This is a genomic window from Xanthomonas sp. BRIP62411, assembly GCF_003993525.1.
Classification (GTDB): domain Bacteria; phylum Pseudomonadota; class Gammaproteobacteria; order Xanthomonadales; family Xanthomonadaceae; genus Xanthomonas; species Xanthomonas euroxanthea.
The window spans coordinates 257,068-282,999 of sequence record NZ_QEZI01000016.1 but is presented as its reverse complement, the minus strand read 5'-3'; the positions used below and the strand labels follow the sequence as shown (position 1 = coordinate 282,999).

The following is a 25,932-nucleotide window of genomic DNA, read 5'->3' as shown; positions in this document are numbered from 1 at the left end:
TGTGCAAAATCAATGCAGCACCGAAGTTTGCTCACCGGGTCGTCATCCGGAACGGCAGCCTCATCCAGACCAGCTCGCCTGTGCCGCGTTTCCGTCATTCCCAGCATCTGTCGGCGCGTCCTTTCAGGGTTGCACTGCGCGGGCAATCGCGTGGTGCGATGCGTCCGGCCTCTTTCTCCACCAGTCGCTTGCCGCCATCGCTGCCGCGCTCCAGCTCGAACGCATCGTAGAGACGCCCGGTGGCGGTGCGCGACTCGTAACGCAAGGTGTGGTTGTCGATGCGAAGCACCTGGTAGAGCTGGGTGTCCTCGCCGACCGGACGCATGGTCTTGCGCGCCATGTCCGAGAGTCGGTACTGCTTGGGCCCGGCCACCGAGACCACGAACACCGGCGTGGCCTGCCCTGCCGCATCGCCGCGCCGGCCGTAGGTGTGGTCGTGGCCCTGCAGCACCAGATCGACCTTGTGGCGGCGGATCACCGGCAGCACCTGCTCGACCAGTTTCTCGTTCTGGCGATCGGCGCGCGGGGAAAAGAACGGCTGATGGATCAGCACGATCGACCACGGGTGCGGATTGTCGGCCAGTACCTTGTCCAGCCACTGCGCCTGTGCCGGGCCGGTGCCCAGATCCAGAACGGAGGTGCCATCGAGCACGGCGATGCGCACGCCCTGATAGTCGAACCAGTAGCTGGTGCGTGCGGTGGCCGACGGCCCGTTACGCGGCAACGCGAAGGTCACCGGCCAATGCGTGCCAAGCGTGCGCGTGGCCTGTGGGGTGTCCTCGCCCTCTTCGTGATACTCGTGATTGCCCGGCGCCGGCGCCACCGCGGTGCCTTCCAGCAGCCAGCGCCCGGCGTCGAACCACTCGGCCCATTCGTTGTCGTCCTGGCCGTCCTTGCCGCTGACCAGGTCACCGGCGAACAGCGCCAGCCGCGCATCCGGTGCCGAGCGCCAAGCCTGGCGGATCACCCGCGAGACCAGGCTGAGGTTCTTGTTCTGGGTGTCGCCGAAATACAGCAGCGTCAGCGGCGTATCCGCGGTGGCGGCTGTGCGGAAATGATTCCACGCCCCCCAGGTGTGGTTGCCCTGCACGCGGTAGGCATACAGCGTGTCCGGCGTCAGCCCGTCGATATCGGCGCGGTGGTGATGCGAGCTGCCGTTTTCGCTGGCCAGCGTGGTGGTGCTGGCGCGGATGCGGCGCGGCGTGCCCACATCGGGCGAGTCGCCGGCAACCACCAGTTCCAGCCACGGCTGGTCGACGCTGGTATCGGTACGCCAGGCCACCGCGAAACCGGTCGCCGCCGCCTGCGCGGGCGTGGCGACGATGCGGTCCGGAAAGCCATCGGCAACATAATGGGTGGAGCCGGCCGGCACCTGGGTGTTGGGCTCGGCCGCGCGCTCGGCGGCGAACGATCCAGTGCCCGTCATCGCCACCAGCAACAGCGCGCAAGACAGCATCGCACGTGCGGCGATCATGGCGCGCATTCTTTCAAACGCAGCGTGCGCGCGATATCGCGCCAGTCGAAGGCCGCCACCGCCTGGTCGTCGTGCAAGGCGTAGAACACCCCGCCCGGAAAGCGCGCATCGCCACGTTGATCCAGCCACACGCCGTCGGTGTTGGCGGTCACCCGGCCGGCGAAGGCACCGACATGCGCCAGGCTCTGGCGGTCGAACACCTGGAACACGCTGCGGTCCTTGAACTGATCGGTGGCGATCCAGTAACCGCTACCGTCCTTGCATGCAAACAGCGTCATGCCTTCGGCCTGCGCCTTGAACAGGCCGCTGCCGACATTGCGCCCGCGGTAGCGCCCGTCCATCCCGTATTCGCGCAACTGCGTGCCCACGGCAACATCCTCTTCGGCAATCATCAGGCGCGCATGCGCTTCATCGCCGAACACCGACTCGGCGATCCGTATCGCGCCCGCCTCGGTGGTATCGCCGAAGCTCTGGGTCAGGTGCGCTTGCCAGCCCTGCCCCGCGTTGTTCACCTGATAGCGACGGAAACGCTGACCGAGTTCGGCCAGCGGCGGCGGCTCATCCTTGTTGGCCGGCGACATGTAGTTGTCGCTGACCACCACCTCGTAGCCGCCGTCGTGCTTGTGCACCCACAGGCCGTAGGGCTCGCGCAATTCGTCCTGGCCGAAGCTGGTCAGCGGCTTGAAATCCGGCAGCGAAAATACCTGCACGCGGCGGTTGTCGCGCTCGACCACGAACACCAGATCGTCGACGACCGAAATCCCGTTTGGCCGATCCAGCTTGCCCAGGGCCTTGCCCTTGCCGCCGACCACGCGCAGGCGCTTGCCGCTATCGCCATCGAACACCACCAGCGCATGCGTGGCCTTGGCGGTGGCGATCAACCAGCGGCTGCCATCGGGCGCACTCCAGCTGGCCGGCGAATCCAGGTTGTCGGCCGGGGTCAGCGCGGTGATGAAGGCTTCCGGCACCACTTCGTGCGCCACCCTGGCCTCGCTGAGCAAGGGGTCCTTCAACAGCGCCTCGTCGGCTTCGCGGTCGGCCGGTGCGCTGGCGCAGGCGGTCAGCGCCAGCGTGGTGGCGAGCAGTGTGGTGTGGAGTAACGTGGTGTGGAGCCGCGTGCGCGTTGCGATCACAGTGCCACCTTCAGGCCGAGCGCATAGGTGCGGCCGTATTCCTCGTTCTGCAGCGTGCGCGAGGGCACGCCCTGGTACAGCTCCAGCGGTTCGTCCAGCAGGTTCTGCGCCTCCAGATACAGGCTGACGTGGCTGTTGAATTGGTAGTTCATGCTGAAATCCAGCTGGGTGTGCGGGGCGACGTAGATATCGTACGCGCGGCTTTGGCCGATGGTGTCCAGGTACTCGCTGCGATACACCGCCGCAACGCGCGCACTGAAGCCGTATTTTTCATACCCCAGATGCCCGCTGTAGATGCGCTTGGACGAGCGCGGCAAGGTGAAGTCCTCGCCGGCGCGATCGCTCAGGCCGGGATTGAAATCGCTGTCCAGCACGGTGGCGCTGGCGCCGACCAGCAGGCCATTCCAGCCCTCGGGCAGGAAGTCCAGCGCCTGCTGCCAATTGAATTCGGCGCCGCGCACCTTTGCGGTGTCGCCGTTGATCGAGCGCGTCACCTGCAGGTTGGGGAACTCGGCATCGTTGGTGCTGATGGTCTGCACGATGTAGTCGTCGATCGACTTGTTGAACACGCCCAGCGAGACCAGGCCGGTGCTGCCGATGTACTTTTCGAACGACAGATCCAGGTTCTTTGAGCGATACGGATTGAGATCGGGATTGCCGAGACTCACCTCGTTGTCGCCGCGATTGATGCTCACGCGCGGGGAGACATCGCCGAACGCAGGCCGCGACAAGGTCTTGTTGGCCGCGAACCGCAGCACCCAGTCGTTGCCGGTGTCGTAGCGCAGATGCAGGCCCGGCAGCACATTGGTGTAGCTGCTGGAGGCTTCGCGCGGCGTCACCGTGGCGGTGCGGCCGTTCTCGGCCACGTCGACCTGGTTACCGGTGGCGTCGAACTGGGTGTTCTCCACCCGCACGCCGGCGATCATGCGCAGCGCACCGATGTCCCAGGTGCCCATCGCATAGGTGGCGAACACATCTTCGGTGGCCCTGTAGTCGTCCTGCAGCGAGACCTGCAGGTTGCTGCCCACATCCTGCGGACGTGCGCTGTACAGAGTGCCGGAGGTGTTCCAGTAACGGCGCATGCCGTCCGAGCCGATGCTTTCGCCCAGCGTGCCGCCGCGATGTTCCGGTGCGGCGGTGGTCCAGTCGCTCAGATCGATCGCCGGGCCACGACGCAGCTCGTTTTCGTCCACGTTGACATCGCGCTCGCGCCAGCGGCCGAGCACGCCCATCTTCAGGCTGGAATGCTCGCCATCGAAGCGCACGTTGACCTGCGCGCTGCGCTCGCTGTCGTCCACCCGCTTGGGCGCCAGCACGAAGCGGTCGAATACGAAGTCGTCGTTGCGCTGCCAGCCGTTGTCGGAGAACCCCAGGCGCGGAATGCCGCTGTTCTGATCGACCGTGGCCGACAGATCGTCGCCGGCGTAGTTGAAGCGCGCTTCCATCTCATCGTTCACGCGCTCGGTGGTCTTGGTGTAGCCCAGCTTGTAATCCACCGTGGCCGCGCTCAGACGGTTTTCACCGCCCACGCTCAAGGCCATGGTGTCTTCCTTCTTGGTGCGGTAGCGCACGCGCTTGGAAATGGAATCGGCCGGCAGGTCGGCCACGGCGTAGGTGCCATCGCCATTGGCGCTGACCTGCCCGTCGGCCAGGCCGAAGATGGTGCGCTGGCGCGTTTCGGCATCGTCGAAGCGGCTGTAGAGCGTACGCAGGTAGTAGCGGTTGTCGGCGTCAGGGCGCCAGTCCAGGTTGAGGTTGGCGCCCATGCGGGTACGCTCGATGAAGTACTTGCGGCGCTGCACTTCACCGGCGAACAGATCGTCGGCCGCACCGCCGTCGAAGCTGTCGTAGGCCACTTCGGTGTTGTCCGATTCGAATTCGCGGTCCTGGTAGTTCACGCCGACCGCCACACCGAAGGTGCCGTCGAAGATGTCGCTGTAGTTGAACGCGCCCTTGGGGCTGGTCTTGCCCGACAACGACTGGTGGCTGCCTTCGATCGAGCCGCGCAGCGTGCGGCCATCGCGATCGAAGGCAGAGGTGGACTCGACCTGGATCGCACCGCCGATGGAATCGCCCGGCATGTCCGGGGTCGGCGACTTGACCACTTTCAGGCGCTCGGTCGAGTCGGAGGGAATCACGTCCAGCGGCGCCGAGCGCGTGCCGTCTTCCGGCGTGCCCATGGTCATGCCGTCGATGGTGACGCTGTTGAGCGCCGAATCCAGGCCGCGGATCACCACGAAGCGGCCTTCGCCCTGGTCGCGGGTGACGCTGACGCCGGGCAGGCGCTGCAAGGATTCTGCAACATTCTTGTCGGGGTACCGGCCTAGCGCATCGGAGGCGACCGCATCCTGGATCGCATCGGAACCCCGCTTGAGATCGACCGCGCGCACCTGCGATTCCACCTGCGGGCGCACTTCCAGGCGCTCCAGGTCGATGGCTGCCGCACCGGAGGCGCCGGTTGCCGCTGCCGCACCCTCGGCCGCCTGCGCAAGCGGGCTCCACGTGGCCGCCGCCAACGTCAGCGTGATCGCCAGGCACAGCGGAGTCTTGTTCAACACGGATGCTTCCCCAATCGGTTAAGAATGGGTGGGCACACTATGTCTACGACGTTTCACTGACATGACATCTGCAAGCGCGATCACGCCCAATGTGTGGCGACGCTGCCGCTGGCTGCGGCACACTGTGGGTCTCTCCCGCCTGTCGCTGCCCATGAAAATCGTCGAAGTCCGTCACCCCCTCGTCCAGCACAAGATCGGCCTGCTGCGCGATGCCGCCTTGAGCACCAAGGGCTTCCGCGAACTGGTCACCGAGCTGGGCACGCTGCTGGCCTACGAGGCCACCGCCAATCTGGACACCGAATCGCACGTGCAACCCGGCTGGGCCGGCCCGGTGACCGTGCAGCGGATTGCCGGCGCGAAAATCACCCTGGTACCGATCCTGCGTGCAGGCCTGGGCATGCTGCCCGGCGTGCTGGCGCTGATCCCGGCCGCGCGCGTGAGCGTGGTCGGCCTGCAGCGCGACGAAGAAACCCTGCAGCCGGTGCCCTACTTCGAACGCCTCACCGGCCGCCTGGAAGAGCGCGACGCGCTGATCCTGGACCCGATGCTGGCCACCGGCGGCACGCTGATCGCCACCATCGACATGCTCAAGCGCGCCGGCGCGCGGCGGATCAAGGGCATCTTTTTAGTGGCCGCACCGGAAGGCTTGAAAGCCTTGGAAGCCGTGCACCCGGACGTGGAGGTCTACACCGCCGCGATCGACGACCACCTCAACGACAAGGGCTACATCCTGCCCGGCCTGGGCGATGCCGGCGACCGGATCTTCGGCACGCGGGTGGAGTGAGTGTCTGAAGCGACCAGATCAAAAGCTGATGCGCGCTGGACGATTGCCGATCACGCTGGAGCAGCGCTGGTGAGGTAATCGGCGGATTGAAGCCCCTCTCCCCACGGGAGAAGGGTTGGGGTGAGGGTACGGTGGGTCGGTGTTGCTGCCGCTGCCGCACCCTCATCCGGCGCTGCGCGCCACCTTCTCCCGATGGGAGAACGGTAGCGGCCGCGGCATCGCGTTGAAAAACCGCCCGCCTCAGCGCGTGGACGCTTCGATCGCCGCGCTCACATACACCAGCGGTGCGTTCCAGTTGATTGCCACCTCGTTGCTGGCATAACTGCAGGTGTCGTCCAGGTACGACAGCGCCGGCAGCTTGGAGGGATAGGCCACCTTGCAGTCCTTGGCGTCCTGCTGGCCCGGTTGCGGGCCGCCGGCCAGCCAGCCCGGTACTGGCGCGTCGATGCCGTCGGCTTCGGAGGGGCGATGGTGGATATGCAGCGGGCTGCGCAACCCGACCCCGGTGACGAACGACAGCCCCAACGGATTGCGCCCCAGGATGTAGTCCAGCTGCGATTGCGCGGCATCCAGATACGGCCGCTGCCCGGTCAACCGATAGCCCTGCATCAACATCATCGCGCGGTTGAGCACGACTGCATTACTGCCCCACACAAAATCGGTGTCGGTCATCGCCAGACGCCAGGGCGAGGCCTGCCACTGTTCGGCAAGCCGCTGTGCCAGATCGGTGATCTCACGGGTGATGCGTGCGCGATCGGCATGCGCGGTGAGCCGGTCGCGATGTTCGGCCAGCGACATCCAGGCCAGGCCGCCGACGTTGCTCCAGCCCGGCACGCTGGCCGGCACGTTGCGCGCCATCATTGCGTCGTAGAAGCCGTCCTCGCGCGTGCTCACGTACAGCTCGGCCGCGGCCCAGGCGAATTCATCGCCCACCTGCGCATCGTCGTAGCCGCCGGTGCGCACGTCATCGGGCTGGCGGTAGATCACATCCGGATGCTGCTGCGCCCACGCCCAGGCGCTGCGCGCAGCCTTCAACATGCGTGCCGACGCGCCCGGATACTGCGTGTCGAACGGTGCGTAGACGCGGCTGGCGGCAGCCATCACCGCGGCAAAATCCAGTGTGGCCGCAGTGGCCTTCATGACCACATAGCGTTGTTGCTTGGCCTGCTCGGGCATCACCAGCCCATCGAACTGCTTGTCGGTGAGCTTGTGGTACACGCCGCCATCGGCCGGGTCCTGCATGGCCAGCATCCATTCCAGGTTCCACCAGGTCTCCTGCAGGATGCCGGGCACGCCGGGGGCGTCGTCGGGGATGGTCAGCGGCTGCGCCTTGAACAGCGCCGGATACTGCTCGTAGGCCGCCAGCAAGGTGTAGGTGCTGATGCCGGAGTTGACGATGTATTTGTTGTAGTCACCGGCGTCGTACCAGCCCTTGGGCGCACGGATCACGCTGTCGGCCGGGCGCGTGGCCGAGGCCGCGGAAGGATGGATGCGCACATCGGTGTCCGGATGCCCGGCCGCACGTGCATAGCGCCCGGCGAACTGCGCCGGCAGCGCGGTGCTGGCGCGATTGAAGTAGAACGCCTTGAGCGAGGCATCCACGACGGGCTGGTAGGCAGCGGCCGCAATCGGGAATGGATCCGACGCCGGCAAACCGGCGATCTTCACCCGATACGTCCCTGGGGCGCGCAGCGCGGAAAAGTCGGCCACGCGTGCCTGTTGCCCCGCTGGTGCCCAGGTGGCCGCCGGCGACAAGCGGCCCTCCAGCACGCGGCGGCCGTTGGCATCCTCGACCGTAAAGCGGTCTGCCGCTGCCGCAGCGGACGGCGGCAAGCCGACCACCGCCAGCTTGGCCGAGCCCGGCAGATAACCGAGTTGGTTGACGTGGATCGCGGCGCCGGCAGCGGCCGTGCTGCCGGCAGTGCCGGTCGTATCGGCCGCGCAGGCGGCGATGGGCGATGCGATCGCCACGGCGGTGAGCAGGGTCTGCAAAATGGTCATGCCGCGATGGTCGCCAAATCGACGTACAGCGACAAGTCCAATCCCGACATAGGACACAGCACCAAACCGTATTGCTGCAGGCAGCCAGTGACCTTCCGGCCCCCACTCAGGCCGGTGCAGGCGTGCTGCACGTAGTTGCCGAGACAGGGACACGGTTCGCCGCTCCGCGTGTTCGGCACCTGTGCCGCCTGCGCCGAACCGACAGGCCAGGCCCGCGCCTCAGTGCACGCCGGTTCTCATCGTTGGCCGTGTAATGCCTGCCCCGCCCACGGAGCAGGCCGTGGCACTCACCGTGCAGGTGTCGCCAGCTGGACCTGCGCCTTGCCCACCGGGTTGCGCGGGTCGCTACCGCCGGTGAGCACGTTGCTGCGCTTGTCCCACTCCACCGTCTGCAGGTTGCCCCAGACATGGCTGGAACCGCGGCCGCCCTCGGCGGTGTCGCCAGGCAGCTTGAGCGCATGCCCCATCGCCTGCAGCGCCTTGGCGGTCTGCGGCGAGAACGCGTTGCTCTCGGCCTCGATCACGTCCGGCAGCCACTGGTGGTGATAGCGCGGCAAGGCGCTGACCTGCTGTGCGTCCAGGCCGGCGTCGTAGCCCAGGATGCCGAGCAGCACCATGGTGATGATGCGGCTGCCGCCCGGGGTGCCGATCACCGCGACCTTGTCGGCCGATTCCATGAAGGTCGGCGTCATCGAGCTAAGCATGCGCTTGCCCGGCTTGGGGGCGTTGGCCGCGTAGCCCATCACGCCGAAGGCATTGGGCGTGCCCGGCTTGAGCGCGAAGTCGTCCATCTCGTCGTTGAGCAGCACGCCGGTGCCCTTGGGGATCAGCCCCGAGCCGTACAGCAGGTTGACGGTCTGGGTGGCGCCGACGCGGTTGCCTTCGCCATCGATGATGGAAAAGTGCGTGGTCTCGTCGTCTTCCAGCGGGGTCGGATTGCCCGACAGCAGGTCGCTGGGGGTGGCCTTGTCCGGGTTGATCGTGGCGCGCAGGCCTTGCGCGTAATCCTTGCTGGTCAGCACGCGCTGCGGCACCGCGACAAAGTCCGGGTCGCCGAGGAAGAAGGTGCGGTCGCGGTAGGCGCGGCGCATCGCTTCCACCACCAGATGGGTGCGGTGCGCATCGTCGAGCGTGTCCAGCTCCCAGCCTTCCAGGATCTGCAGCATGGCGGCGAGTGCGATACCGCCGGAAGACGGCGGCGGCGCGGTGGTGATCTTCCAGCCGCGGTAATCGAACTGGATCGGCGTGCGCTGCTTGACCCGGTACCCGGCCAGCTCGGCGGCTTTCCAGTGCCCGCCGGCCTGCTTGACGCCGGCCAGCAGCTTGCTGGCGGTTTCGCCCTTGTAGAAGCCGTCAAAGCCCTTGTCGCCGAGCAGCTTCAAGGTGTGCGCCAATTCGGGCTGCTTGAAGATGTCGCCTTCGGCGATGGGCTTGCCGCCGCGCAGATAGACCTCGCGCGTGCCGGGATAACGCTCCATCACCTCGCGCCGCGAGGCATAGCCCTTGGCCATGCGCGCGTACACCGGAAAACCTTCGGTGGCGATGCGGATCGCCGGTGCCAGCGACTGCTTCAGCGGCAGCCGGCCGTGCCGGGTGGCCAGCTCCACCAGCGCTGCAGGCAAGCCGGGAATGCCGGCCGACCAGGGGCCGTTGACCGAGCGGTCGCGGTCCAGCGCGCCCTGCTTGTCGAGGAACTGCGCCTCGCTGGCCGACTCGGGCGCGGTCTCGCGCGCATCCAGCATCACGTCCTTGCCGGTCTTGGCATCGTGCAACAGGAAGAAGCCGCCGCCGCCCAGGCCCGAGCTGATCGGCTCGACCACCGCCAGCGTGGACGACACCGCGATCGCCGCATCGAACGCATTGCCGCCTTCGCGCAGGATCTGCAGGCCGGCGTCGGTGGCCAGTGCGTGCCCGCTGGCGATCGCCGCACCGGGCGGATGCCCCGCCACCGGCGAGGAAGCGGCCGCCGCCGGCCTGGCGCCATCGGCCGACCAGGCCGGCGGTGCCAGTACGAAGGCCAGCAGCAACAGGCCGCGCGAAGGAAAACGTCGGGAAAAGATGCTCACGGGGCGGGAGGCTCCTGTTCGTACAGTTCGGGGTGATCGCGCTGCAGCTGCATGAGCTTGGCGAGCAATTGATCGTGGGTTTCCGGGATGTCCGGATCCGGGTCGATGCATTCGACCGGGCACACCACCACGCATTGCGCCTCGTCGAAATGGCCCACGCACTCAGTGCAACGTGCCGGGTCGATCACGTAGATGGTTTCGCCCATCGAGATGGCCTGGTTCGGGCACGCCGGCTCGCAGACATCGCAGTTGACGCAGAGCTCGTTGATCTTCAGCGACATGGCGGCACCACCATGCGATGCGACGCGGCGCGATGCAACGCCAGGCGCTGGAACGCAACGTGCTGCCGGACGCCAACGCGCCCGGCCCGGGGCCAGGCATGGACACCGCCACGCACGTGGTCGGCAACCGGTCCGAGCGGACCGGCCCCGATGGGGTGCGGAATCAGCGGCATGCCGCGATTGCGCACGGCGGCCGGACGCGCCCTCCCGCGCATCCGGCCCGGTACGGCATTACTTGGCTTCAACGAAGGTGTATTCCACGCCCTTGGGCTGGACGATGGCCTGCACGCGGGCATTCTCGGCGGCATCGCCGATGAACAGCACGCGCACGCCCTTCATCGAATCCGGTTGCACGTCCTTGAACGCGGCGTCGATCAGGTCGGCCATCTTGGTCGAAGCCGACGAACCGAAGGCCAGCATGTTGCCCGGCTGCACGCCGCGCGCCAGTGCGGTCTTGACGCTTTCCAGCTGACGCTCGTAGCTGCCGGCGAATTCAGCATCGGACTCCGGCGGCAAGTAGTACAGGAACGGGCTGTTGGTAGTGGCGCCCAGGTTCTGGCCGACCACTTCCTGCAGGTACTTCTTCCAGCCGGCGTTGTCGTCCTTGGCCGGCGCCTTCAGCGGCGCGGGAGCCGCGGCGGCGGTCGGTGCCGGCTCTTCCTTCTTGCAGGCGGTGACGGCCAGAGCGGCGATCGAAGCGAGCGCCAGCGCGCGCATGGTGTGTTTCATGAAACTCCTCCCTTTGAAAAGCATGTGGTGATGTGACTGCTAGAGAATCAGGCCTGCGCGCGGGCTTGCCGCACCTGCCGCAGGGCTTCGACGACCGAAGCTGGAACGAAACCGGACACGTCCCCGCCCAGCCGCGCGATTTCGCGCACCAGCGAGGACGAGATGAAGCTGTACTGCTCGGCCGGGGTGAGGAACAGCGTTTCCACCTCCGGGATCAGATGGCGGTTCATGCTGGCCATCTGGAATTCGTATTCGAAATCGGACACCGCGCGCAGGCCGCGCAGCAGCACGCCGGCACCCATGTCGCGGACGAAGTGGGCCAGCAGCGTGTCGAAGCCGCGCACTTCCACGTTGGCATGCGCGGCCAGTGCTTCCTGGGCCAGCTCCACGCGGCGTTCCAGCGGCAGGGCCGGGCCCTTGGAGGGGCTGTAGGCCACGCCGACCACCACGCGCTCGAACAACGGCGCGGCGCGGTTCACCAGATCGATATGCCCGTTGGTGATCGGGTCGAAGGTACCGGGATAGACGGCGGTGCGGCTATTGGCCACGCTCATACGGAAACTACCGGGGTCGGATCGCCGTTCAGTGTAGCAGCGGCCCGGCGGTACAGCGCATAGCGCACCTGCTGGGTGGCGCCTTCGCGGTGCAGGTGCCAGCCGGCCGGCACCTGCGGCGGCAGCTCGGCCGGGGCTTCCAGATACAGCCAGGCATCGGCGGTCAGGTGCGCGGGCAGGCGTTCCAGCACGCTGGGCCACAGGCCGGCAGCAAACGGCGGATCGACGAACACGATGCTGGCCTGCGCCACCGGCGAGCGCTCCAGCCAGCGCAACGCGTCGTCCTGCAGCACCTGCACCTGGTCGTCCGCGTCCAGCCGGGTCACGTGCTGGCGCAAGCGCTGCGCCAGGCCGGGGTCGCGCTCGACCAGCGTCGCATGCGCCGCACCCCGCGACACCGCTTCCAGGCCCAGCGCGCCCGAGCCGGCGAACAGGTCCAGCACGCGCGCGCCGGGCAGGCGCGGCATCAGCCAGTTGAACACCGTCTCGCGGACGCGGTCGCTGCTCGGGCGCAGGCCGGGCAGGTCCGGCACCGACAATTTGGTGTTGCGCCAGCGCCCACCGACGATGCGCACCTGCCCTTCCGCGCCGCGTGGCGCCGGCCGTGCGGGGCGGCTCATCGCCACGCGCCGAGGGCGGGCGAACGGAGGCGGGACAGCGGCGGCACGGATGGCGACATGGCTCAGGGCAGGACGGTTGGGCGGCCATGATACCGCCGCGATTGCCGCAACCGCCCTCCCCCGACCGGCATCGACGCAGGCGATCTGGCGCACGCTCGCCTTGAAAAATCCCCACACGGCCTCATCCCCCAGGCCATCGGCCGCGTTGCGGCCTGGGCCACCATGGAGCACGACCCCAATGACCGTTGAAACCGACAAGCAGACGCTTGGCTTCCAGACCGAGGTCAAGCAGCTGCTGCAGCTGATGATCCATTCGTTGTACTCGAACAAGGAAATCTTCCTACGCGAGCTGGTCTCCAATGCCGCCGACGCCGCCGACAAGCTGCGTTTCGAGGCACTGGTGAAGCCGGAGCTGCTGGAAGGCGGCGGCGAGCTGCGCATCCGCGTGGATTACGACAAGGACGCGCGCACCGTCACCATCGACGACAACGGCATCGGCATGAGCCGCGAAGACGCGGTCTCGCATCTGGGCACGATCGCCAAGTCCGGCACCGCCGACTTCCTCAAGCATCTGAGCGGCGACCAGAAGAAGGACGCCAACCTGATCGGCCAGTTCGGCGTGGGCTTCTACAGCGCCTTCATCGTCGCCGACCAGGTCGATGTCTACTCGCGTCGCGCCGGCCTGCCGGCCAACGAGGGCGTGCACTGGTCCTCGCGCGGCGAGGGCGAGTTCGAAGTGGCCAGCGTCGACAAGCCCGAGCGCGGCACCCGCATCGTGCTGCACCTGAAGGACGGCGAAGACAGCTTTGCCGACGGCTGGACGCTGCGCGGCATCCTCAAGAAGTATTCCGACCACATCGGCCTGCCGATCGAGATGCGCAAGGAGCACCACGGCGAAGCAGCCGACGCGCCGGCCGAGCCCGAATGGGAAGCGGTCAACCGCGCCAGCGCGCTGTGGACGCGACCCAAGTCCGAGATCAAGGACGCCGAGTACCAGGAGTTCTACAAGCACGTCGCCCACGATGCCGGCAACCCGCTGGCGTGGAGCCACAACAAGGTCGAAGGCAAGCTGGAGTACACCTCGCTGCTGTTCGTGCCCGGCCGCGCCCCGTTCGACCTGTATCACCGCGATTCGGCCAAGGGATTGAAGCTGTACGTGCAGCGCGTCTTCATCATGGACCAGGCCGAGCAGTTCCTGCCGCTGTACCTGCGTTTCATCAAGGGTGTGGTGGATTCGTCCGACCTGTCGCTCAATGTCTCGCGCGAGATCCTGCAATCCGGCCCGGTCGTGGATTCGATGAAGTCGGCGCTGACCAAGCGCTCGCTGGACATGCTGGAGAAACTGGCCAAGGACAAGCCGGACGACTATGCGACGTTCTGGCGCAACTTCGGCCAGGCGTTGAAGGAAGGCCCGGCCGAGGATTATGCCAACCGCGAAAAGATCGCCGGCCTGCTGCGCTTTTCCTCCACGCATGACACCACCGGCGCGCAGAGCGTGGGCCTGGCCGACTACGTGAGCCGCCTGGCCGAGGGCCAGGACAAGCTGTACTACCTCACCGGTGAAAGCTACGCGCAGATCAAGGACAGCCCCCACCTGGAAGTGTTCCGCAAGAAGGGCATCGAAGTGCTGCTGCTCACCGACCGCATCGACGAGTGGCTGATGAGCTACCTCACCGAGTTCGACGGCAAGTCGTTCGTGGACGTGGCCCGCGGTGACCTGGACCTGGGCAAGCTGGATTCGGAGGAAGACAAGAAGGCGCAGGAAGAAGTCGCCAAGTCCAAGGAAGGCCTGGCCTCGCGCATCAAGGCAGCCCTGGGCGACGACGTGGCCGAAGTGCGCGTCTCGCACCGCCTGACCGATTCCCCGGCGATCCTGGCCATCGGCCAGGGCGACCTCGGCCTGCAGATGCGTCAGCTGCTGGAAGCCAGCGGCCAGGCCGTGCCGGAGACCAAGCCGGTATTCGAGTTCAACCCGGCCCACCCGCTGATCGAAAAGCTGGATGCGGAAGCCGACATGGACCGCTTCGGTGACCTGAGCCGGGTGCTGTTCGACCAGGCCGCGCTGGCAGCGGGCGATAGCCTCAAGGACCCGGCCGGCTATGTGAAGCGGTTGAACAAGTTGTTGCTGGAGTTGTCGGCGTAAGGGTTGCGACACCTTTCGTGACACACCAGGACCGGCGCATGCGCCGGTCTTTTTTTTGGGCCTGTCTCATGGCGACGATTGGAAGAGCGGCGACAGGAGTGTCCGAGACCACGCCGCTTCGGTAACGGGTCATTCCTCCATAACGCATCGTGCACATTGGACGATAACGACAGCTTGCCGAATGCGGCCCTAGGAAAAAATCAGTCGGACGTTTATCGGGTCCTCGTTGTCGGGATCATGGCCGGGTGCGTCGCGATGCCTGCGCGCATCGTGCGCGCTCCGGCCAAAGCGCAGGCAATGTCATTGAAGACCAGCCGCGGCGGCGCTTACGCCGACTCCAGCACCCAGCACCCGAACGCCGGCCCGGCCGAGTAGCCGGTTTCCGGTTCGATGCGGATCTGCAGGGTGGCGCGGCCTGCCACCGCTGCGGGCAAGGCGTAATCCACATCGACGAAGTCAAGGCCGCGGTTGCCGTCCAGGCGTTCGTTGGCGATGAGTTCGCCGTCGGCGAGGATGCGGAAGCGGCGGCGGGTTTCGTCGCCCCAGTAGCGTAGGCGCAGGATGCGGGCCCGGGCGGTGTTGCGCAGGGTGAAGGCGATGAAGCCGCCGGTGCGGGCATCGCGGCCGGCGCGGCGGCGGTAGCTCAGTGCGTAGGAGCTTTCGCTATGCAGGCCGTGGGCTTTTTCGGATGCTTCATCGCCCAGGGAGATGCGGTCCAGTGCGCGCGCGTCCAACGCCTGTTGTTTCGCGTCTGCTGCGGCCTGTTCGGCTTGATGCTGCTGCCATGCGGCGGCATCGCGATGCTCCAGGTAGGGCGCGCTGCGGCGATCGAACTGGGCGTAGAACGGCGAGAAGCGCCACTGCTGGCTGCCGTCGCTGTAGTCGAACGCGGCCTGGCCTGCCACCGGCTGCAGGCGCTGCAACACCTCATCGCCGCCGATCAATGCCGGAGCCTTGCCCGACCAGGGTTTTGCCGCATCGCCCAGGTCGGCCGCCAGCACCAGCGGCCCGCGCAGCAGCGAGACCCAGGCCGGGTCGTCGGCCGTGGCTTCCAGGCGCAGCGGCATCTGCAACGACAGGGTGAGCGTGTCGCCAGCGCGCCAGCGGCGGGTGATGCGCAGGTAGCCCTCGCTGAGGGCGGCATCGACCGGCTGGCCGTTGAGCTGCAGCAGCGGCGACTGCGCCCAGCCGGGCACGCGCAGTGCGAGCGTACGTTGCTCGGCCGGGGCGGCATCGATGCGCAGCGAGGCGCTGCCCTGCTCCGGCATCGTGCTGTGCAGGGTCATGTCCAGCCCGGCGGCGTCGCGCACGCTGGAGGGCACATACAGGTTGACGTAAACGCCCTGCCCGTCCTGCCAGTAAATCGAGTCGCCAAACTGGGCATGCGCTTCCATGCCGCTGCCGACGCAGCACCAGAAATCGTCGAACGGCGACGACCAGCCGCGCGCTTCGCCGGCCAGCATCGGTGTCATGTAGGTGAACATGCCGGTGCGCGGATGCTGCTGCGCCATCACGTGGTTGAGCAGCGTGCGCTCGTAGTAGTCGAAGAACTCGGCCTGCGGGCCCCACTGGTACAGGTGCCGGGTGAGCTTGAGCATGTTGTAGCTGGCGCAGTGCTCGCAGGTCTGCTCGGTGAGAAACTTCGAGATGCTGTCCGGCTGCTGGAAGTACTCACGGTCGCCGTTGCCGCCGATCACGTAGGTATGGTGGTCGGTGACGGTGTGCCAGAAGAAGCGCGCCGCCGCGCCCGAGGCGGCATCGCCGGTGACTTCGTACTCGCGTGCCAGGCCGATCAGCTTGGGGATGTTGGTGTTGGAATGCTGGTGCACCAGCTCGTCGCGCTGGGCGATGAGTGGGTCGAGCACGGCGTGGTGGTGCAGGCGCTGCGCCAGCGCAAGCCACTGCGCATCGCCGGTACGCACATGCAGCTCGACGAAGGATTCGTTGAGGCCGCCGAATTCGCACGACAGCACCTTCTGCAGCTGGGCGTCGTCGAGTGCGGCGAAGACGCCTTGCAGATAGCCGGCCAGGCCCACCGCCACCTGCAGCGCCTGCGCATTGTCGCAATGCGCATGCACGTCGAGCAGGCCGGCAAACAACTTGTGCCAGGTGTAGAGCGGTGCCCAGCTGCCGTTGAGGTAGAACGGCGCCGGGTCGATCTTGCCGCGCTTGAGCTCATCGAACACCGCGCGGCCGCTTTCGATCTTGCCTGCGGCGTTCTTGCGGGTGAAGCCGGCCACGTAACCATCGCCTGCGTGTGCCTGGCACCGCGCCAGCTCGCCCACCAGATAGGCTGCGCGTGCGCGGCATTGCGCATCGCCGGTCTGCGCATGCATCAGTGCCAGCGCGCTGAGATAGTGGCCCAGCGTATGCCCGGCGATGGTATCCGCCTCCCAGCCGCCGTATGCCTTGGCCTTGGGATCGAGCCCTGCGTAGAGCACGAAGTTGTGCAGCAGCCGGTCCGGCTGCAGCCGCATCAGATAGCGACGATTGGTCTGCAGCGCGTCCAGGAACAGCGACGGCGTGAGCCGCACCTGTGCCAGCGGCACTGCGCGCACGCTGCCGGGTTGCGCGGCACTGGCCTGCGCCGGAAACCTCAGGAAACCCGCCGCAACCGCCAGGCTGCTCCAGGCCAGAAAGCGCCGCCGTGACAGGCTCGGCGCGTGGTCGTCGGGCAACTTGCTTGCATGCATATCCGTCATGGGCTCAGCTTAACTCCTGTCCGCGCGCACAGACCGCGCGCCATTGCGACACACACCTGCGCAACCGCGTACGCCCGCGACCGCACAGACATGCGCGCGACCGATGACATCTGGCCGCACGCACCGGCGACAAACCGCCCGATCAGAACTTCACCGTGGCACGCGCCCAGTAGAACCGACCCAGCAGATCGTAGGTGGCCACATCGGTATTGGCATTGCCGACGTTGTTGGAGTAGTACAGCGGCGGCTGCTTGTTGGCGATATTGTCCACGCCCACCTCAAAACGCGTGTGCCACGGCTCGACGTTGTAGCCGAGCTGCAGGTTGTTGTAGACGTAGGCGCCGATCTTGCGCACCACCATCGGTTCGCTGGAATCGGCCGACAGGCTCTGGTCCGGGTCCGAACTGCCGATGGCGGTGTGGCCCACATAGCGGATGCGCCAAGTCGCGCTCCAGTCGCCCAACGCCCAGTTCACCGTGCCCAGCGCGCGCCAGCGCGGGAAGTTGCCGTAGGCCTGGGTATAGCGGCCCACGTTGTGGATGGTGACCGAGCTGGGGTCGGTGGTGTCGGGCAGCACGTCGTAGCGGGTGAGATAGGTGCCGTTGAGCCCGGCGCTGAGATTGCCCCACGCGGTGGGCGGCGCGCGATAGGTCAGGTTGACGTCCAGGCCCTTGGCCCACAGCTTGCCCAGGTTGACGGTGGGTTCGGCGATGTAATTGATGGTGCCGTTGCCGTTGCGATGGATCAACGCGCAAAAGGCGCTGGCCGAATTGGCGAAACATTGATTGAGCACGGTCTGCGCCGACACCGTGGTGATGGTGTCTTCCAGATCGATGCGCCACCAGTCCGCACTCAGCGACAGGCCGTCGATCCACTGCGGGTCGTAGACCAACCCCACGTCGTAGGACTTGCCGGTTTCCGGCTTGAGCTGGTATCCGGCCACCGCCGCGCCGGACACCTTGCCCGACACCTGGCCATCGGATTGCTGGTAGCTGCCGTCGGTGGGCACATTGGCGCAGGCCACGCTGTTGCCACCGGCGTAGCCATTGCAGGGGTCGTTGACGGTGGCCGCATCGCCGGCCACGCCGGCATACAGTTCGTTGATGTTGGGCGCGCGGAACACCTCCGACACCGTACCGCGGATCAGCAGGTTCTCGATCGGGCGATATTCCAGCGACACCTTGCTGTTGGTCTTGCTGCCCACCGAACTGAAATCGGAAAAGCGCGTGCCCAGGGTGATGTTCAGGGCGTTGATGCCGGGCAAGTCCTTCAATAGCGGAAACAGCGCCTCGGCGTAGGCTTCCTTGACGTCGAAACTGCCGGCAAGGGTGGACGAACAGAATTCGATCACCCCGCACAGGCCGTCTTCATCGCCGGTCCATAGCGGGTCGGAGGCGGTAGTCGAGCGCTCCTTGCGATACGAGATGCCGGTTGCCAGGCTGACGGTGCCGGCCGGCAGCTCGAACAGCGAGCCGTTGGCATTGGCCTCGAACTGCTTGACCGTGTAGACGCTGGTCACGATCGGGTTGACCACCATGCCCTGCAAGGTGGACAGGTTGGCGCTGTCGTTGAGGTTGAAGAAGTTCAGCGGTGTGCAGCCGGCAATCGCCGCGCCTGCGCTGCCGCACGTGACCACGCCATTGCTGTCCAGGAACGACGGGCCGATGGCCTGATTGAACGCGGCATAGTCGAGAAAGCCGTTGTTGATCGACTTCTGTTTGACCTTGCCGTAGTTGAAGGTGGCATCCCACTGCCAGGAGCTGTCGCCGAAGCGGCCGCGCAGGCCGGGGCTGATCTGGAAGTTGTAGGTGTTGTACTGATAGCTGCGGTTGCCCAGCACGGTGGCGCGCGTGTTGAGGTCGTTGTAGGAGGTGCCGGTGCTGCGATCGGTGCCGAAGTTCACCCCGAACGGGTTGTAGTAGCTCTGCGACGACACCAGGATGTTGTCGCCGTTGGCGAAGATCGGAATCGGCGCAATGATCGAGGCGGACTCTGTTTTGCTGAACCAGGTGTTGACGTAGCCTTCGACGTTGTCGCTGAAGCGATAGCTGCCCAGCAAGAACGCATTGGTGCGCTTTTGCGGGGTCTGCAACAGGTTGAATGGCTGGTAGTTGTAGGAGTCGGCGCTGGCGTTGTAACAGTGGAAATCGCCCGGGCCGGCACGACCGCTGACGCCGCTGTTGAGGGTGACCCGCCCGCAGCCGTTGGCCTGCGCCAGCTGCGCGGACTGATCCGAGCCATCGTTGAAATTCACGGTACCGGTCGGCGTTGCGGACGAGCCCTGCTTCACCGGTTGCCCGTTGGTCAGTGCGAGCGCGTCCCTGGAATAGTCGCGCGCCGCTGCCGAGACCGGATCGATGTTGTGATACGACAGGCCGCCGATCAGGCTGCCGCGCTCCCAGGTCTTGCCGGTGGTCAGGGTGAAGTTGCGTCGATTGCCATCGCCTTCGCTGCTGGTGCCGAAGTCGCTGCTGAACTGCACACCGTCGAACTGGCTGCGCAGGATGAAATTGACCACACCGCCGATGGCGTCGGAGCCATAGACCGCAGAGGCGCCGTCGCTGAGCACTTCGATGCGCTCGATCATGCTGGACGGAATCGCGTTGACGTCGTTGTAGGCCAGACGAATACCGTTGACCAGCACCAGCGTGCGTTTGTCGCCCAGGCCGCGCAGCGAAATGGCCGACGCACCGGTGCCGCCGCCGTTGTTGGTGTAAGGGTTGGTGGCGTTGCCAGCGATCGATGGCAGCTCCTGCAGCAGGTCGCCGACCGTGGCCTTGCCGGTGGCGGCGATCTGTTCCTGGCTGACCGTGACCACCGGGTTGGCGGTTTCGGTATCCACGCGGCGCAGACGCGAGCCGGTAACGACCACGCTATCCAGCGTTTGTGGCGCATCAGCGCTGTTGCCTGCCTGCTGCGCAGACACGGGAGCGGCGGCGCCCGCAGAGAGCGCCAGCAGCAGTGCGGCGCTGAGCATGCTCGGCAGCGGGCGCGTGGTCGTGCCGGTGGTCCGGGAGAGAGGCAACAGCAACATCGGCATGCAGGGCTCCTGAGTCGTATGGCAGACAAACGATGGGCAACACACGCCCGTGCCGGCGGACACCAGCGCAGGGCAAGATGGATGGCAGACGCACACGCAGCGACATCTCTCGCCACGGCGGTGCTGCAGACACGCAGACAACCTGCGACGCGCACGACCACCCAGGGTCGCGCAGCAGCGCGTGTTGTCGAAAAAGGTGTTGGTTCCGCACCGGAGGCGCCCATGCGCTCCAGTTTCATCAGCTGGTCACAATGTGCCTGTGCGCATGCGCCACGTCTTGTCGCATTTGGCGACAGCGCATGCGGATAACCGCATGGTTCGCAAATGAACCAGCCTGTGTCGATGCGCTCTGCAGCGATGTCGGCAGCTGGACGTTACGCGCAAAACCAGTGGTGACACACTTTGGGCGATGTATCCCGTGCGACCATCTGCAATGTCGGTCCATCCAGGCATCGCGTGATGCGTCTGCATGCACGAGTGCACTGAGGGCCGTCAGCGTGCACTGCCCTGCGCGCACTCGTTCAACGGCCGCGGTCTATGCAGTGCCGTCAATCGGTGTGTCGGCAGGCCCGAACCTGGGCTGTCACGGCGTCTGCGTCGGTGTCGCTGCCTGGGTGTGGTTCCAGTCCGGTGTTGGCGCCTGCTGCATCCAGCGCACGAAGAAATCCAGCAGGCGGCGCCTGCCATAGTCGCCGCCGGCACCGTGATCGCCGCCGGGCACCACCAGCAGGTCGAAATCCTTGCCGGCCTTGATCAGGCGATCGGCCACCTGCAAGGTGCTGGCCGGATCGACATTCATGTCCATGTCGCCGGTGACCAGCAGCAGATGCCCTTGCAGACGCGCGGCATTTTCCACATTTGACGATTCGGCATACCACGGCCCGACCGGCCACCCCATCCATTGCTCGTTCCACCAGATCTTGTCCATGCGGTTGTCGTGGCAACCGGAATTGGCCACGCCTGCCACATAGAATTCCGGATGGAACAGCAGTGCACCCAATGCGTTCTGGCCACCGGCCGAGGTCCCGTAGACACCGACACCGCCGTCGATGACGTACCAGGGATACTGCGCGGCAGCGGCCTTGTGCCAGGCAATGCGATCCGGCAGGCCAGCATCCTTGAGGTTGCGCCAGGCCACATCGTGGAAGGCGCGCGAGCGATTGTTGGTGCCCATGCCATCGATCTGCGCGACCGCAAATCCCAGCGCGGTCAGCGCTGGCGTTCGGGTGCTGAACGTCTTGGGGACGAAGGACCCCTGCGGGCCGGCGTAGATGTCTTCGATCACGCGGTAGCGCTGCTGCGGATCCAGGTGTTGCGGGCGCTGGATCACTCCCCAGATCTCGGTCCTGCCGTCGCGGCCGGTGGTGTGGAACGGCAACGGTGGCTGCCAGCCGGCAGCCTGCAGACGACGCAGGTCGGTGCGCTCCACCGTGTGTGCCAAGCCGCCGTCGGCACTGCGTCGCAACTCCAGCACCGGGCCAAGATCCACGCGCGAGTACAGGTCCAGATACCATTTGCCATCGGGTGAATAACGCACCTGGTGATCGGCGGCCGCCGGCGTCAATGCAGTGAGCCCGCTGCCGTCCAGGCCGATGCGGTAGGCATGGCGGTAATACGGGTCTTCGCCGGGCTGCATGCCGGAGGCGGTGAAATACAGCTGCCCGGCGGCCTCGTCGAGGTAGTCGAGCTTGCGCACCACCCAGTCGCCACGCGTGATCTGGCGGATCACTTCGCCGCTGTGGCCGTCGTACAGGTAGACATGCTCCCAGCCATCGCGCTCGGAAGCCCACAGGATCTGCGCGCCGTCGGCCAGGTCGCGCCGCGCGTGCTTGCCGCCGTCTTCGTGCTCGCCGCTGAGTTCGGAGTATTCGATGAAAGTGGGCGAGGTTTCCTCGATCAGCGTGCGCGCGGCGGCCGTGCGTGCGTCCACTTCGATGACCCGATACAGCTGGTGCCCGCGTGCGTTGTATTCGAAGGTGAGCCCGCGGCTGTCCTTCCACCAGACCATCTCGCTCAAGCTGAAGGCATTGGGCAGCAGCGTCATCGCCACCGGATGCGCCGCGCGCGTGGCGATGTCGAACAACACCGGCTGCATCACCGGCAAGGCATCGCCAGGCTTGGGATAGACCTGCTGGTGCAACTTCGGCTGCAGCTGGTCGGCCGGCGCCGAATCGATGTAATAGACCATGCGTGGCGGCGGCGCCTTGACCCGATACGCAGCCAGATGCTGCGAGTCCGGCGACCACACCACGCTGTCGAGTGCGTAGTAATCGTCGGCACTGCCATCGCGGCTGAGCACGCTGCGCTCGCCACCACCGACCGGTGCGATCACCAGATTGGCCTGCTCCACCCAGGCGCGCCAGCGGCCATCCGGCGAGAGCCTGGCCTGCCGCTCGCCCTGCTTGAGCGGCAGGCGCATGTCCATCGATTCGGCCTGAAGGTCGCGGTCGGGTACATGCGTGCAGCGATAGCGGGCCAGGTCGCATTGCCAGCCCCGCTTCGCCAGCTGGAAGCCCAGGCGCTGCTGTTGCAGCGTGGGTTGTTCCAGCTGCAGATGCGTGGCGTCGATGCCTTGCGCACCGGCCTGCGTCAAGGCCGCGGCCAGCCGCGCGTGGTCAAAGGCCAGCGTATTGCGGCCGCTGGCCGCATCCACCAGGCGGTACTCGATGGCCGGCGCCTGGTTGCCACGTGCAACGCCACGCCGATACAGGAAATGCCCCGCATCGATCCACGCCGGCGCGGTCGGTTGCCTGTCGACCCGCGACGCGTAGTGATCGGACAGGCCGATCGCCTGCGCGTACTGCGCGGGCGTGGGCGTTGCAGCCGCCGCGCTTGCCGACAGCGTCCAGAGTGCAATGCTCAGGCAGCACGCAGCGATGCGGTGCCACTGAAAGGTCTGGTGCAGGAGTGGCGTCATGTGTCTATCTGCGGAGATGGCGTGGTTATTGGCTGCGCGTCGTGCACGTCGAGATGGGAGGACGTGCATTGGCAATGGGGTGCATGCCCGAAGCGGCCTGTACACAACGGCCTGCGAAGGCCTCCGTGGTCGATGGCGGCCGCGGTAACGCGACAGGGCTGGCACGGTCATCGCGCCAACGACCCATCACGCGTACCAGGCCTGCACCTTCACCGCCGCCGTGCTGCCGGGCAATGCCACACGATCGGCATGCGGGCCCTGCGGACGCGCCGGCTTGCCGTCGACGAGCACGCGGGTGAGCTTCTGACCCTTGGGCACACGCAGGCTCAGCCAGGTGTGCCTGGGTGACCGTTCCGGCAGTTGCACCTCGGCATCGATACGGCGTGCCTCCACGTCAGCGCGCAAGCTCAGCGTGAGCTTGCCCCAGCGTGTGGGCGCTGCGGTGATGCCGATCGCGGCGCCACTGGCCAGCCATGCGCGCGGCAGCGCACGCGCAAGGAACAACTGCTCGCCCGCGCTGTCGTCGCTGACCAGCATCCAGCGCAGCAGCAACGGGATGGTCATCTGCGCGGGGATGCAGAACAACGGCATGCCGCCGGTGATGCCGCTGACCTCGCCGGCGGTCCAGCTGCCGCGGGTATGCACCTGGTAGCGATGCGCATAGACGAACAACAGATACTCTTCGATGCGATCCAGCCGCAGCAGCTGTTGCGCATAGCCGTAGGAAATGAAGCCGAGCAGATCGCGGCTGCCCGGCTCCGGCGGTGCGATATTGGCCACCACGCCGATGCTGGTGCCGCCATGGCCGCGCAGGCAGTCGACCACCAGGTTGGCCAGGTCCTCGGGCAGTACATCGGCCTGCAGCAACTCGGCGTAGGCGCGATGCGGCCACTGCTGCTCGCTGGGCTTTTCCTGCAGCAACGATTGGCGAAACGTCAGTGTGGTGCCCGGCAACGGGCCGACATACGGCGGCGACAGATCGCGACGCACGTTGGCACGCAGACTGGCGTGCAGCCGTGCACGCAACTGCCTGGCGCGACGCTGCCATTGCGCGGCCAGGCCGGCATCGCCGCCGAGCGTGGTCCAGACCTGGGCGATGTCTTCCCAGCCGCGAATCGTCAGCGCGCTGTTGGCGTAATACGGTTTCCACCACAGCGACGGGTCGGGAAACAGGCAGGCATCGGATTCGTTCCAGCCGTGCAGCAGGCCATGCCCATGCGCGCTGCGCGGCAAGGCCAGCGCCTGGTCGTGCAGCTCGCACAGCAGCTGCGCGGTGGCGGCGATCTTGGGCAGCAGGCGGCGCAGCCGGGCCGCATCGCCGGTATAGCGCAGATAGCGCGCCAGCAGCGACAGGGTCAGCCCGAACTGACCGACCTCCGGCCCGCGCATGTTCGGCAGGCCGTCGTCCTGCACGAACTCGTCGAAATAGTTGTCCAGCACCGCAGCGGCCTGCGCGAAGCGGCCCCATTCCAGATTGGCGTAGAACGAACTGGTGAAGGTGTCCTGGAAACCGTCGTACTCGTTGCCGTAGTAGTCGCGCTCCACTGCACCGTACTTCGGGTAATCGCCACCCGGGCGCACCACCAGCTCGCGTGCAAAGGCGAACTGCGCCATGGCATTCCAGCTGGCATCGGGCAGTTGCGCCTGCACCGTGCCGTCCAGGGCCTGCTGCCAGTACGCGGCAAAATCGAGCAAGGCCGCGTAGAACTGTTCGGCAGTGGCCGGCTTGCGTGACGGTGCGAACGCGGGATAGCTGTGGGTGTAATGCACGCCGACGATCTCCCCGCCACGCACATGCATCGTGCGGTGCCAGGTCTGCACCACGAAGCGATCGCTGGCACGCACATCGGCAAACACCAGCACGTCGTACCAGCCATCGGCCTCGCCGTCGCGCCGCATCACCTTGCGCACCGCCGGCATCCAGCCGCCCAGCAGGCCTTCCTCGCGCCGCTTGATCAGCGCCTCGTCGCCCAGCTCGGGGAAGGCGTGTTCGGGCCGCGCGGTGCGGCTACGGCCGTTGGGCAGGATCGGCATGGTGTCCAGGCCTTCGCGCGTGCCGACGAAGGTGGTCCATGGCCAGCGCCCGCCAGTGTCCTTGGGGTCGAGCAGCGAGGCCGGAGGCGGCGCGACATCGCGCACCTGCGCCTCGTCCGGGTCGCCATCGCGCAGCAGGCGGTCGGCGAGCAGATCGGCCTCGGCCATCGCCACCTCGGCCAGCGGCATGCCGAAGTAGGGCTTGCCCTCGGCCGGATAGGCCGGCTCGGTGCGTTTGTCCAGGCGCAGCATGCCGCTGTCGGTCCACAGCGTCAGCTGGCCCTGCGGGTTGTCGAGATGCTCGTAGACGGTCCACTGCTGCTGCAGATGCCGAAAGCTGCAAAGCTTGCTGCCGACATGTGCGGCCGACGGCAATGCTTCAAGACGTGGCAGCGCCGGTGGCGGCAACGTCGCCGGGGTGTGCGGCGTGCCCGGCTTCGCGAGCGCGGCACCTGCGCCCACCGCCGCGGTCGCCGCCATGCCCTGACGCAAAAAGGTCCTGCGGTCCATCGTCGCGCCCTCGAGTGATCTCATCCACATCGTGCGCGACTGCGCGGCTTGCGTCTTGTGGCAGCTGTCTGGCACGTGTGCGGAAATCCGCACATAACCGCGCACCGGTCGACCAACGATCGCGCCTGTTGCGCTGCCGTGCCGGTTGGCTGTCGCGTGATCGAGCACTGGCAGTGAGCGCGGCAGCAGCGCTGGCGTGCCGACGGAGCAGCTACCGCGCATCGCCAGCGATACGCCGACACCAGCCTTGGCGCCATCGACGATACGCATCTGAGCAGACTGTTCCAACCCGCAGGCTGCCGGCTGCCGGATGTCGGCTGCAGTTGGTGACGCACGGCCCTCGCGGCAGCAGTGCAGCGCCTGTCCGTCGCCCTGCCATTTAGCCG

At 66.5% G+C, this 25,932-nt stretch carries 15 protein-coding genes; 2 read left to right on the top strand and 13 right to left on the bottom strand.

Annotated features, from left to right (window positions below; translation table 11 throughout):
• Positions 1-94 precede the first annotated feature (94 nt).
• Genes EO139_RS14120 through EO139_RS14110 form a run of 3 tightly spaced genes read right to left on the bottom strand, consistent with a single transcriptional unit; the run spans position 95 to position 5,165 of the window.
• Positions 95-1,474 carry a metallophosphoesterase family protein gene (locus EO139_RS14120; RefSeq protein WP_126971128.1) on the bottom strand — a complete coding sequence of 460 codons (1,380 nt, stop codon included), beginning with the start codon at positions 1,472-1,474 and terminating at the stop codon, positions 95-97.
• Positions 1,471-2,559: a phytase gene (locus EO139_RS14115; RefSeq protein WP_126971264.1), complete on the bottom strand. Its 1,089-nt coding sequence runs from the start codon at positions 2,557-2,559 to the stop codon at positions 1,471-1,473. The genes EO139_RS14120 and EO139_RS14115 overlap by 4 nt, the downstream gene beginning before the upstream one ends.
• 44 nt (positions 2,560-2,603) lie before the next feature.
• The gene (locus EO139_RS14110; protein WP_164739855.1) at positions 2,604-5,165 is read right to left on the bottom strand and encodes a TonB-dependent receptor; all 2,562 of its coding nucleotides are present in this window, start codon (positions 5,163-5,165) and stop codon (positions 2,604-2,606) included.
• A 151-nt stretch (positions 5,166-5,316) separates the two neighbouring features.
• Between EO139_RS14110 and upp the strand changes: the two genes are divergently transcribed.
• Complete coding sequence (gene upp, locus EO139_RS14105) at positions 5,317-5,949, top strand: uracil phosphoribosyltransferase (RefSeq protein WP_024940024.1); 633 nt, start codon at positions 5,317-5,319, stop codon at positions 5,947-5,949.
• 240 nt (positions 5,950-6,189) lie between these two features.
• On the opposite strand, the gene EO139_RS14100 is transcribed toward upp, so the two are convergent.
• The 6 genes from EO139_RS14100 to rsmD all read right to left on the bottom strand — a co-directional run bounded on the left by EO139_RS14100 (position 6,190) and on the right by rsmD (position 12,266).
• Positions 6,190-7,950 (bottom strand): glycoside hydrolase family 9 protein, encoded by a 1,761-nt coding sequence (locus EO139_RS14100; protein ID WP_126971126.1) that lies wholly within the window; start codon positions 7,948-7,950, stop codon positions 6,190-6,192.
• Positions 7,951-8,237: 287 nt separating this feature from the next.
• Positions 8,238-10,016 (bottom strand): gamma-glutamyltransferase, encoded by a 1,779-nt coding sequence (gene ggt, locus EO139_RS14095; protein ID WP_119131380.1) that lies wholly within the window; start codon positions 10,014-10,016, stop codon positions 8,238-8,240.
• The gene (locus EO139_RS14090) at positions 10,013-10,297 is read right to left on the bottom strand and encodes a YfhL family 4Fe-4S dicluster ferredoxin (RefSeq protein ID WP_029220241.1); all 285 of its coding nucleotides are present in this window, start codon (positions 10,295-10,297) and stop codon (positions 10,013-10,015) included. Before EO139_RS14090 ends, ggt begins: the two co-directional genes overlap by 4 nt.
• A 231-nt stretch (positions 10,298-10,528) precedes the next feature.
• On the bottom strand, positions 10,529-11,026 hold the full coding sequence (locus EO139_RS14080) for a hypothetical protein (RefSeq protein WP_164739854.1): 498 nt from the start codon (positions 11,024-11,026) through the stop codon (positions 10,529-10,531).
• Positions 11,027-11,073: 47 nt separating this feature from the next.
• Positions 11,074-11,580 (bottom strand): pantetheine-phosphate adenylyltransferase, encoded by a 507-nt coding sequence (gene coaD, locus EO139_RS14075; RefSeq protein WP_104582103.1) that lies wholly within the window; start codon positions 11,578-11,580, stop codon positions 11,074-11,076.
• Positions 11,577-12,266: a 16S rRNA (guanine(966)-N(2))-methyltransferase RsmD gene (rsmD, locus tag EO139_RS14070; RefSeq protein ID WP_206515076.1), complete on the bottom strand. Its 690-nt coding sequence runs from the start codon at positions 12,264-12,266 to the stop codon at positions 11,577-11,579. The genes coaD and rsmD overlap by 4 nt, the downstream gene beginning before the upstream one ends.
• A 172-nt stretch (positions 12,267-12,438) precedes the next feature.
• Here rsmD and htpG point away from each other — a divergent pair, with 172 nt between their 5' ends.
• Positions 12,439-14,343, top strand: coding sequence for a molecular chaperone HtpG (gene htpG, locus EO139_RS14065; RefSeq protein ID WP_126945616.1), 1,905 nt, complete (start codon positions 12,439-12,441; stop codon positions 14,341-14,343).
• A gap of 326 nt (positions 14,344-14,669) precedes the next feature.
• On the opposite strand, the gene EO139_RS14060 is transcribed toward htpG, so the two are convergent.
• The 4 genes from EO139_RS14060 to EO139_RS14040 all read right to left on the bottom strand — a co-directional run bounded on the left by EO139_RS14060 (position 14,670) and on the right by EO139_RS14040 (position 25,546).
• On the bottom strand, positions 14,670-17,045 hold the full coding sequence (locus EO139_RS14060) for a glycoside hydrolase family 127 protein (protein ID WP_126971122.1): 2,376 nt from the start codon (positions 17,043-17,045) through the stop codon (positions 14,670-14,672).
• A 142-nt stretch (positions 17,046-17,187) separates the two neighbouring features.
• Positions 17,188-20,085 carry a TonB-dependent receptor gene (locus EO139_RS14055; RefSeq protein WP_126971120.1) on the bottom strand — a complete coding sequence of 966 codons (2,898 nt, stop codon included), beginning with the start codon at positions 20,083-20,085 and terminating at the stop codon, positions 17,188-17,190.
• A gap of 583 nt (positions 20,086-20,668) precedes the next feature.
• The gene (locus EO139_RS14045; protein ID WP_126971116.1) at positions 20,669-23,002 is read right to left on the bottom strand and encodes a S9 family peptidase; all 2,334 of its coding nucleotides are present in this window, start codon (positions 23,000-23,002) and stop codon (positions 20,669-20,671) included.
• A gap of 186 nt (positions 23,003-23,188) precedes the next feature.
• Positions 23,189-25,546 (bottom strand): Tat pathway signal protein, encoded by a 2,358-nt coding sequence (locus tag EO139_RS14040; RefSeq protein WP_126971114.1) that lies wholly within the window; start codon positions 25,544-25,546, stop codon positions 23,189-23,191.
• Between the last annotated feature and the right edge of the window lie 386 nt (positions 25,547-25,932).